The sequence below is a fragment of the Halomonas sp. BC04 genome, from assembly GCF_000568385.1.
Window position 1 is genome coordinate 1 of sequence record NZ_AZQX01000377.1, and the last position, 10,649, is coordinate 10,649.

Consider the following 10,649-nt stretch of genomic DNA (forward strand, 5'->3'; position numbering starts at 1 on the left):
CAAGGTGGCTTCCAGAAGCGTACCGGGCGGCAAGTAGCCAGCTCGGAAGGACGAGCTGATAGCCCTACAGCCGACAACGACCTGTGCCCGTCACGCACTCGGCAGCGCGCCCAGGGCGGCATCGGCGCTCAGCGCGCCGGTCTGGACCTTCCACTGGGCCGCGTAGCGGCCGCCATGCTCGATCAGCGCCTGGTGGGTGCCCTTCTCGACCACCCTGCCGGCATCGATCACCACGATTTCGTCGGCATGGACGATGGTGGAGAGCCGGTGGGCGGTCATGATCACCGTGCGGCCATGGCCGATCTTGAGCAGCGAGCGCTGGATGGCCGCCTCGGTTTCGTTGTCCACGGCGCTGGTGGCTTCGTCGAGCACCAGGATGGGCGGGTCCTTGAGCAGCGCGCGGGCCAGCGACAGGCGCTGTCGCTGGCCGCCGGAGAGGCGAATGCCTCGCTCGCCCACCGCGGTATCCAGCCCCTGGGGGAGCGCCTCGATGAACTCCCAGGCCTCGGCGGTGCGGGCCGCCTCGATCACCTCCGCCTCGTCGGCCTCGGGCTTGCCATAGGCGATGTTGTCGCGGATCGAGCCCTCGAAGAGGTAGACGTCCTGGCTGACCAGGCCGATGGCCTGGCGCAGCGAGTGGAGGCTGACCTCGCCGATCGGCTGGCCGTCGATACAGACCCGGCCGGCCTCGGGATCGTAGAAACGCAGCAGCAGCTTTATCAGGGTCGACTTGCCGGAACCCGTGGCACCGACCAGGGCCAGGGTATTCCCGGCGGGTACCCGGAGGCTGACACCATCCACGCCCACCCCGCTCGACGCATAGTGAAAGCTCACCGATTCGAAACTCACCTCGCCACGCACCGGTGCCGACAGAGGCTTATCGCCGTTGTCCTTGACGGTGATGGGTACCGCCAGCAGGTCGAGAATGCGGCGGGTGCTGGCCATGGCGCGCTCGAACAGGTCGATGACTTCGGCCAGGCCGGTCAGCGGCCAGAGCAGGCGCTGGGTGAGGAAGACCAGGACGCCATAGGCGCCAACGTTGAGGTCACCGCGCAGTGCCATCATGCCACCCACGGTGAAGGTGGCCAGGAAGCCGGCCAGGATCGCCATGCGGATCACCGGTATGAACGCCGAGCTGACACGAATGGCGCGGCGATTGGCTTCCACATAGGCCTCGCTGGTGGCACGCAGCCGCGACGCCTCGCGCGCCTCGCTGGTGAAGCTCTTGATGGTGGCGATGCCGGCGAGGTTGTTGGAGAGTCGGCTGGACAGGTCGCCGACCTTCTCGCGCACGTCGGCATAGAGCGGCCCGGCCTTGCGCTGGAAGAAGAAGGCGCCCCAGATGATCATCGGGATGGGCGTGAAGGCGAGCAGGGCGATCAACGGCGAGATGACGAAGAACACCGCCCCCACCGCCACCACGGTGACGCCCACCTGGATCAGCGAGTTGGCGCCGCCGTCGAGGAAGCGCTCCAACTGGTTGACGTCGTCGTTCATGGTCGCCACCAGCTGGCCGGAGCTTCTCGACTCGAAGAAGGCCATGTCGAGCCGCTGGGCATGCTCGTAGGTGTCCAGGCGCATGTCGGCCTGCAGACGCTGGGCCAGGTTGCGCCACAGGATCTTGTAGAGATACTCGAAGATCGACTCGCCGGCCCAGATGAAGAAGGTGAGCACGGCCAGCATCAGGATCTGCTCCTGGGGCGTGGTGAAACCGAGCCGGGCGACGAAGCTGCGTTCCTGGTTGACCACCACGTCGATGGCCACCCCGATGAGGATCTCGGGAGCGATATCGAAGATCTTGTTGATGATCGAGCAGGTAGTGGCGGCGATAATGCGGCGACGATAGCCCCGCGCATAGCGCAGCAGGCGCACCAGGGCCTGGAAGCTGTTGGCAGAAGACGACATGAATAACCATCCGGCATTTAGGATGGCAAGAGTGTAGCGCGTTTAGCGGCCTAACGGTTTGCGTGGCACGCCCCGAGCCACGACAATAGCGCTGTGACAATAGTCCTTTGACACCAACCCTTCCGCGAACCGCCACCCACAGGACACTGCATGGTCGCCGAACTCTTTGCCGTCATGGCCCCCGTACTGGCCGGTGCAGGGCTCGGCTTCACCTGGATTCGCCTGGGCTATCCCTACCCCGTGGAGTTCGTTACACGACTAGTCTTCAATATCGGGACCCCTGCCCTGGTACTGGCCTCGCTTTCCGGGGCGGAGATCGATGCCGGCAGCTTCGGACTCACCATGCTGGCCACGGCGCTGGTCATGCTCAGCATGGCAGCGGCAACGCTGCCGATGGCTCGCGTGCTGGGCCGGGACTGGCGGGTCCTGCTCGCACCGATGATGTATCCCAATACCGGCAACATGGGCCTTCCGGTGGTGCTCTATGCCTTCGGCAGTGCCGGCTTTGCCTTCGGCATCACGATAATGGTCACGGTCTCGCTGTTCCAGTTCACCCTGGGTGCCGTCATGGCCAGCCGAGGCAATCCGTTGCTGACACTGGCGAAGACCCCCACCGTATACGCTATCCTGATAGCATTGGCACTACTGCTGACCGACACAGACTTGCCGCTGTGGCTGGATAACAGCGTGGATCTGATTTCGGGCTTCACGGTGCCGCTGATGCTGATCACCCTGGGAGTATCCCTGGCCAGCATCCAGGTGAAGAACCTGCAGTCGGGCATCGGCTTCAGCCTGTTGCGTATCCCCGTTGCCGCCCTGCTCGCCTGGGGCATAGGCTATCTCTTGAGCCTACCGCCGCTGGCCCACAGCATCCTGGTGCTGCAGATGAGCATGCCGGTGGCGGTCTTCAACTACCTTTTCGCCCAGCGTGCCGGGCGAGAACCGGCATATGTGGCAAGCCTGGTGTTCTGTTCCACGCTGCTGTCACTGCTCTATCTGCCGATACTGCTGGCCATCCTGATGTAATCAGGACCCAAGGGTGATCGGAACACCCTGACCGCACGGGGGTCTCTATCCTGTTAGCGGAACAGCCATCGAGGGAGGACGGGATGCACAAGCCATGCAATCCACTGACAGCGACGTTGCTGCTGGGCACGATGCTGGGCATCGGCTCGGCCCAGGCCGCCGACGTCGTCGATGAACGCATTGCCACCGACTATCTGGACCTGCGCCTGGAGCGCCTCGCTTCCGGCCTCGAAAATCCATGGGCTCTGGCCATGCTGCCCGATGGGCGTTTTCTGGTCAGCGAAAGGCCAGGCCACCTGACACTGGTCGAGGCAGACGGCTCCACCACCCGCCTCGGGGGCGTGCCCGAGGTCCATTCCCACGGCCAGGGTGGCTTGTTGGATCTCGCCCTGCACCCATCCTGGGGGGATGGTGAACACGACTGGGTCTATTTCACCTGGAGCAAGCCCGACAACGGCAACACGGCCACGGCCCTGAGCCGCGCCAGGCTGGAAGGCGAAAGCCTGGTCGAGGTCGAGGAACTGTTCGTGCAGGGCCGTTACTCCGGCCCGGGCCGCCACTACGGTTCGCGACTCGCCTGGCTGCCCGATGGCACCCTGCTGATGAGTATCGGTGACCGCGGCACCAACTGAACGGGCACAGGACAAGGGCGACCACGCCGGCAGCGTGCTGCGCCTGACCGATACCGGAGGGGTGCCCGATGACAATCCTTTCGTCGATGACCCCGAAATCCTCGATGAAATCTATACCGCAGGCAACCGCAACATCCAGGGCATGATCGTGACCGCCGACGGTGACATCTGGGCCAGTGAGCATGGGCCTAGGGGTGGCGATGAAATCAATTTCATCGAAGCCGGCGAGAACTACGGCTGGCCGGAAGTGAGTCAGGGGCGCGACTACGGCACCGGCGAGCCCATCGGCGCGAACTCCCTGCCCGGCATGCGCGATCCGGCCCATGTCTTCGAGTTCACCCTGGCACCATCTGGCCTGGCCATATCACCGCCGACACATTCCCCGACTGGCAGGGTGACCTGCTCGCCGGCGGCCTGCGCAGCCAGCGGCTTGTACGCCTGACCACGGATGGAAGCGATATCATTGCCGCCGAAACCATCCTCGACGGCCATATCGGGCGCATTCGCGATGTCCGCCAGGCCGATGACGGTACTCTTTACCTGCTCAACGATGATCCGCAGGGAAGCCTCTATCGGCTGGTGCCCGCCGATTGACCGCCGCGGCAGGTACCAGGCGAGGACTGCACGTCCGGTGCCTGCCCCTTTCCGTTTGCTGCTCGTGAGCCCCCATGCGCCTTCGCAACCTGATTATCCTGACAGTCATCGCCCCCCTCTTCCTGGTACTGCTCGTATTCAGTCTGGTGGCGATCAAGTCGCTGGAAGACAATGTGCGTTCCCGCCTGGAGCGGGAAGTGCAGGTGATTACCCATGTCATCGGCACCACCCTGAGTCATGCCCTGTCCCGGGATTCCACGGAACCGCTGGAAGAGTCACTCTACTCGGCCTTCTCCTTTCATCGCATCTATGGCGCCTATGTCTTCGATACCAACGGCCAGGAGATCTATGGCCTGGGACTGGGCCAGGCCCTTTTCAGTGCCGATGCCATTCGCGACGTGGCGGAGAACGGCGAAATGCGCGCCGCCTACCGAGAGCATGACGGCTGGCACTATTACTCGGCGCTGAAGCCGCTGACGTCCGCCACCGGCGAGATACGCGGCGTCTTGCAGGTCAACCGCCTCAATACCGGCATCGAGAACTACACCGGCTTCCTCAGCCAGTTGGCACTGATCGCCTTCGTGATCGGTGCCGGCGGCATCGTATTGGGTATCTGGTGGGGGTTCCGTCGGCATATCGAACGCCCGCTGGAGCGACTGCTGACAGTCATGCAGCGTGTCGAGGAGGGTGATCGCAGCCAACGCGCCGTGGCCGACGGCCCCCAGGAGTACGCCCGCCTGGCCGTTGGCCTCAACGGGATGCTGGACGCCATGGCCGAGAAGGACGCCGATATCGAAGCACGCCGACGCAAGGAGATCGAACTGGAAAAGCGCCTGCGCAAGTCCAAGAAACTGGCAGAGCTCGGCGTGCTGGCCGCGGGGGTCGCCCACGAGATCGGTGCCCCGCTCACGGTCATCAACGGTCAGGCCCAGCGCCTGGCGCGCGTGACCGGATTGGCGATGACGAACGGGCCAAGCTGGGGCGCATCCGTAGCGAGGTTGAGCGCATCGTCGAGATCGTACGTCAGTTGATGGAGCTCGGCCGACGCCACAATGTGGAGAAGGAGCCTCTCGATCTCGACAGCCTGGTCGGCGCCACCCGGGAGCTGGTGGAAGACGAACTCGATCGGAATGCCATCCAGCTGGTAACGGACCTGCCGGATCCTTCCCCCCAGTTTCTGGCCAACGGCCAGCAGCTGATCCAGGTACTCACGAATCTCTTGCGCAATGCAGCCCAGGCCGAGGAGGTCCAACGGGTTCGCCTCAGTGCCCGGCAGGAGAATGATTGGCTGACCCTCTGGGTGGAAGATGATGGGGCAGGGATTACCCGGGCCAACCAGTCGAAGGTTTTCGACCCCTTCTTTACCACCAAGCCCGTGGGGAAGGGTAGCGGCCTGGGACTTTCCATGGTGCATCGGATCATCAATGACCATGGCGGCACTGTCGGCGTCTTCGACAGTGACATGGGAGGAGCCGGCTTCGAGGTCGGCCTACCCCTGAGCCAGACGGATTCCATCGAAGGAGGAAACGCCACGTGACAGGGAACATCACACCCAACGGCTTGCCGATCCTGATCGTCGAGGACGACGCAGCCATTCTGGAACTGCTGGAAGAAGAACTCCAGGAAGCCGGATACCGGACGCTCGGCGTGGCCAGTGCCGAAGAGGCACTGGCCACCATGAGCCACAGCGATGTGGCACTGGTCATCAGCGATGTTCGCCTCCCTGGCATCAGCGGCATGGAGCTACTCGAGCAACTACGCAGCCAGGGGAGCCAATTGGGCTTCATCGTGATCACCGCCTTCGGCACCATCGACCAGGCCGTGGAAGCACTGAAGATCGGAGCCGACGATTTCCTGACCAAACCGCTGGACCTGGAAGGCGTTCGCGAGGCGGTCTATCGCGTGCTGGAAAATCACCGCCTGGCCGAACGCTTTCAGCAGGAGCATCCTCCCGGCCACTTTCACGGCATCGTCGGCGAGAGCGAGACGATGCAATCCCTCTTCCATGATGCCGCTCGGCTCGCCAAGAGCGACGCACCGATCCTGGTGCAGGGCGAGAGCGGTACCGGCAAGGAACTGCTCGCCCGCGCCATTCATGCCGAAAGCCACCGCGCCGAAGGCCCCTTCATTGCCATCAACTGCGCCAGCATCCCTTCCGAACTGATGGAAAGTGAGTTCTTCGGCCATACAAAGGGAGCCTTTACCGGTGCCAGCGACTCCCGCCAGGGCCTGTTTCAGGCGGCCAACGGCGGCAGTCTCTTTCTCGATGAGATAGGGGAGATGTCCATCGGGCTCCAGGCCAAGCTGCTGCGTGCCCTGCAGGAAAGGACAGTCAAGGCCGTGGGGGCCGAGAAGGAAGAGTCGGTGGACGTGCGTATCATCGCTGCGACCCACCGAGAGCTGGAACAGGAGATAGAGAGTGGCAATTTTCGCAGCGACCTCTTCTATCGCCTGGAGACATTCTCACTGCGAATCCCCCCTTTACGAGAGCGCAATGGCGACATAGAACGACTGGTCTCGGCCTTGATCGAGAAGCATGCCACCACCCAGGGCAAGCAGATCGAGAGCGTCGAGGCCTCGGCCCTGCAAGCACTCCTCGAGTACTCCTATCCGGGCAATGTGCGGGAGCTGGAAAATGCGTCATGCGAGCCGTGACGCTGGCTGAAGGGGGCTTGCTGAGTCATGCCGACCTGCCGGAGCGAATTCGCCAACATGGCATGGAACAGCGCAGCAATGCACGCCATATCGAGGCAGACAACGCCGTGATAGCGGCCGAGAAGCAGCAGAACTGGCCCAGCCTGGAAGAGGTCGAGAAGCGCTATATCCAGAAAGTGCTGGAAGCGACCGGCGGCAACAAGCGTCGTACCGCTGATATTCTGGGTATCGCCAGGCGGACTCTCTATCGTCGACTGGACGAAGAGTAATCAGTGGTAGTGCTGGCAGACCAGGGAGTCATCCAGCCAGGACAAAACCAGCCAAACAAAAAAAGCCCCCTGGGAGGTTGGGGGCAAAATGCGCCATGCAATCCGACTGACGGTGCAAGGGGGGGTGGCGGGCCGCCAGTGGACTCTGCGCTTGAAACATGTTCGGTGGCGTGTATTCGCCATTCTTGCTTGCTCCGGTGCTTGGCAACGGAGCAAGCCAGCATCCGATTAACGGTGTTAGTAGGTGCTTTCGTCGTCATCCACTTCGGGATACTCTTCTTCCTCGTTCTCGAACTCCTGATCCTGGCCGAACTCTTCGTCCTCGCCAACGGTGGGATGATCAGCCGAGTCATTGCCGGGCATACGATCCATGCCTTCACCGAAGCCTGCCTCGTCATCGGCTCCTGCCGGATCGTCGTCAGGCATTGCAGTCCCCGGGGCAGCACCACCTTCGATGGCATCCGGATCAGCACCCGGCCCTGAAGGAGCTGCATCCGTGCCTGGCGTCGGCTCTGCACCCGGAGCGCCTTCAACGGCCTCGGCAGGGTCAGCTGCCGGATCTTCGTCAGGCATCGCAGCCCCAGGGGCAGCATCGGTTCCAGGAGTTGTCTCGACACCTGAACCTGCACCCGGTGCAGCACCACCTTCGATGGCATCCGGATCAGCACCCGGCCCCGAAGGAGCGGCATCCGTGCCTGGCGTCGGCTCCGCACCCGGAGCACCTTCAACGGCCTCGGCAGGGTCAGCTGCCTGGCCTTGATTCTGGAAATCGTCCTCCTGAGCTTGTGTCTGCTGAGCCAGGGCCAGCGGGCTGACTGTCAGCCCCATGGTCACACCAAAAATGCCTAGCTTCTTCAAGAATTCCTTGGACATCATAATTACACCTCCTAGTGCATCGTCTTGCGACGAAGTGTCGAGGGTCTCCCCCTCCGTGCTTGCCATGAGGAAATCGAGAGTCCTGGCAAGCACTTGAGTTCGTGGTTAATCAAAAATTCGTATCAGAATCTATCGATTAACGTTCGATCTCGTCATCGTCGTCCATGTCATCGTCCATGAACTCGTCCTCATCATCGGGCGCCATCGTGTCCTGTGCCCCATCCGGCACCGGCTCCTGCTCCGCTTCCGGAAATGCATCCTCATCTTCCGGCATCGGCTCAGTGGCGCCCATCGGATCTTCCCCACCATCACCCGCGGCTGTATCAGTCTGATCAATGCCTGGATCATCAGTGGGATCCTGCATGGGAGAGCCTTGCTGTTCTGTAGCGGGCGGCTCCTGATCCACCGGCGGCATATCATCATCGTTACCGCAACCCGCCAGTGTCAGCGTACCCAGTGACAGCGCTATGGCTGAGGCTAACGCTGTCAAGCGTCCGCCAGAGGCCAAGCGAAATTGCTTATCGTGGCTCATGTAAAACCCTCCCTGTTGATCCGTAGTCACCCTGACTCAAGCACAGGGCATGCCATGCAACGAACTTACAAGTAAAAATACCAAATATCATATATTTACAGAAACTCGAAGCAGAAGAATCCAACCAGGAAGCCCAAAATAATGCTGGTTAAATGTGACACATGGGCCAGATGTCCACGCCAAGCCGACCAGTTAGAAGCCGGGTGCGCTCGGAAATGAAATTGGGAGGCATCTCTCGATGCCTCCCAATGGCGGTAACCCGTTTAGACCCGGTGGTGCTCCTAACCCGGCGTAAGCCCCCGCATGCGCTCACCACGACGACGCAACAGCTCCAGGGTGGTCAGCATCAGCATCGACAGCAGCACCAGCATGGTGGCTACTGCCAGGATCGTGGGGCTGATCTGCTCACGAATGCCCGACCACATCTGGATGGGCATGGTGCGCTGCTCCGGTCCGGCGATGAAGAGCACCACCACCACCTCATCGAAGGAAGTAATGAAGGCGAACAGCGCACCCGACACCACCCCTGGCGTCACCAGGGGCAACACGACCTTGAAGAAGGTCCGGGTCGGATTGGCCCCCAGGCTGTGGGCGGCGCGGATCAGGGTGGTATCGAAGCTGGAGAGCGTCGCCGTGACGGTAATCACCACGAAGGGGATACCGAGCGCCGTGTGAGCAAGGATAACCCCCAGGTAGGTCTGGGCCAGGTTCACCTTGGAGAAGAAGAAGAACATGGCCGCCGCGGAAATGATCAGCGGCACGATCATCGGCGAAATGAGCAGCGCCATGATGGCCCCCCGGGCCGGCATGTTGCGGCTCGACAGCCCCAGCGCCGCAATGGTGCCCAGCACGGTAGCCAGGATCGTCGAGGCGATACCGATGATGAAGCTGTTCTTTATCGCATTGAGCCAGGCACTCGATGTGAAGAAGTCCTGGTACCAGCGCAGTGAGAAGCCCTCCGGATCCAGACTCAGCATCTTTTCCGAGAAGGTAAAGTAGGGCTGGGCGTTGAAGGAGAGCGGGATAATGATCAGCAGCGGCCCCACCAGGAACAGGAAAATAAGGGCACAAATGCCAAGAAAGACATAGTGCCAGATGCGCTCGCCACGGGTGGCATAGGAAGGTATGGCCATCGGTTTACCCCAGCTTGACCTTGTCGACGCCGATCAGGCGGTTGAAGATGAGATAGAAGATGATCACCACGAACAGCAGAATTGAGGCGATCGCTGCAGCCAGGCCCCAGTTGAGCGAGGTCTGCATGTGGAAGGCGATATAATTGGTGATGAATCGACCCGACTGCCCGCCTACCAGTGCCGGTGTGATGTAGTAGCCGATGGAGAGGATGAAGACCAGAATGCCCCCTGCCGCGATGCCGGGAATGGTCAAGGGAAAGTAGACCCGTCGGAAGCAGAGGAAAGGACGACCTCCCAGCGAGCGAGCCGCCCGCATGTAGCTGGGGGGGATGGTCTTCATGACCGAATAGAGCGGTAGAATCATGAACGGCAGCAGTATATGGGTCATGGCGACGATGGTGCCGGTCTTGTTATGAATCATCTGCCATCGCGCCTCATCGGCGATGACGCCAATCGCCACCATGACATCGTTGAGCACCCCCTGGGACTGCAGAATGGCGATCCAGGTAGTGGTACGCACCAGCAGCGACGTCCAGAACGGCAACAGCACCAAGATCATCAACAGGTTGGAGTGTCGCAGCGGCAGGTTGGCGAGCAGGAAAGCAATGGGGTAGCCCAGCAGCAGGGTCAGGCCGGTGATCACGGCGCTCATCCAGAAGGTGCGCCAGAATAGATTGACATGAATTCGCTGGTTTTCCGGAGCACGGACAATTTCGCCATCCGGCGTCAACTGCCGGTCCAGCGCCATCAGGTAATAGGATATCGTCAGTGGCGTGGCTTCACGCTCGATCAACTTCCAGGTATCCACTTCACCCCAGCGGGCATTGGCCTCGATCATGGCCTCCTTGTAGGGAGGGTCCATGGTACGCAGGTTTCGCGCCGTCCTGGTGATGGCAGAGCGCATGCCCGACTGCTCGTAGTTTAGCCGGCTCGATAGCAACCCCAGGTTGCGCGCCTCCTGCCTTCCAGCAGATCCTCGGCCAGGGCAGCATAGACGGACTCATCGGGCAAGGACTGGCGATCCCAG

Annotated in this window: 9 protein-coding genes and 2 pseudogenes; 6 read left to right on the top strand and 5 right to left on the bottom strand. The window is 61.7% G+C overall.

Going from position 1 to position 10,649, the window contains the following annotated elements:
• Window positions 1-90: 90 nt before the first annotated feature.
• On the bottom strand, window positions 91-1,905 hold the full coding sequence (locus Q427_RS25275; protein WP_043518138.1) for an ABC transporter ATP-binding protein: 1,815 nt from the start codon (window positions 1,903-1,905) through the stop codon (window positions 91-93).
• A 150-nt stretch (window positions 1,906-2,055) separates the two neighbouring features.
• Between Q427_RS25275 and Q427_RS25280 the strand changes: the two genes are divergently transcribed.
• The 6 genes and pseudogenes from Q427_RS25280 (at window position 2,056) to Q427_RS25295 (ending at window position 7,081) form a co-directional block, all read left to right on the top strand.
• The gene (locus Q427_RS25280; protein WP_043518140.1) at window positions 2,056-2,931 is read left to right on the top strand and encodes an AEC family transporter; all 876 of its coding nucleotides are present in this window, start codon (window positions 2,056-2,058) and stop codon (window positions 2,929-2,931) included.
• An 83-nt stretch (window positions 2,932-3,014) separates the two neighbouring features.
• A complete protein-coding gene (locus Q427_RS36580) occupies window positions 3,015-3,563 on the top strand; it encodes a PQQ-dependent sugar dehydrogenase (protein ID WP_331280709.1) in 549 nt (182 codons plus the stop codon).
• A 34-nt stretch (window positions 3,564-3,597) separates the two neighbouring features.
• Window positions 3,598-4,157 (top strand): annotated as a pseudogene (locus Q427_RS36585) (PQQ-dependent sugar dehydrogenase).
• Window positions 4,158-4,231: 74 nt separating this feature from the next.
• The gene (locus Q427_RS25290) at window positions 4,232-5,188 is read left to right on the top strand and encodes a HAMP domain-containing protein (RefSeq protein ID WP_231613915.1); all 957 of its coding nucleotides are present in this window, start codon (window positions 4,232-4,234) and stop codon (window positions 5,186-5,188) included.
• Window positions 5,188-5,694: a sensor histidine kinase gene (locus Q427_RS34860; RefSeq protein WP_231613916.1), complete on the top strand. Its 507-nt coding sequence runs from the start codon at window positions 5,188-5,190 to the stop codon at window positions 5,692-5,694. Before Q427_RS25290 ends, Q427_RS34860 begins: the two co-directional genes overlap by 1 nt.
• 8 nt (window positions 5,695-5,702) lie before the next feature.
• Window positions 5,703-7,081, top strand: a pseudogene (locus tag Q427_RS25295) (sigma-54-dependent transcriptional regulator).
• A 237-nt stretch (window positions 7,082-7,318) separates the two neighbouring features.
• Here the strand turns inward: Q427_RS25295 and Q427_RS25300 are convergent.
• The 4 genes from Q427_RS25300 to Q427_RS25315 form a co-directional block, all read right to left on the bottom strand.
• The gene (locus tag Q427_RS25300; protein WP_043518143.1) at window positions 7,319-7,957 is read right to left on the bottom strand and encodes a hypothetical protein; all 639 of its coding nucleotides are present in this window, start codon (window positions 7,955-7,957) and stop codon (window positions 7,319-7,321) included.
• A gap of 136 nt (window positions 7,958-8,093) precedes the next feature.
• Window positions 8,094-8,489 (bottom strand): hypothetical protein, encoded by a 396-nt coding sequence (locus Q427_RS31690; protein WP_155833695.1) that lies wholly within the window; start codon window positions 8,487-8,489, stop codon window positions 8,094-8,096.
• 281 nt (window positions 8,490-8,770) lie between these two features.
• The gene (locus tag Q427_RS25310) at window positions 8,771-9,622 is read right to left on the bottom strand and encodes an ABC transporter permease (protein WP_043518147.1); all 852 of its coding nucleotides are present in this window, start codon (window positions 9,620-9,622) and stop codon (window positions 8,771-8,773) included.
• A 4-nt stretch (window positions 9,623-9,626) separates the two neighbouring features.
• Window positions 9,627-10,526, bottom strand: coding sequence for an ABC transporter permease (locus tag Q427_RS25315; RefSeq protein ID WP_051496704.1), 900 nt, complete (start codon window positions 10,524-10,526; stop codon window positions 9,627-9,629).
• Window positions 10,527-10,649: the final 123 nt, after the last annotated feature.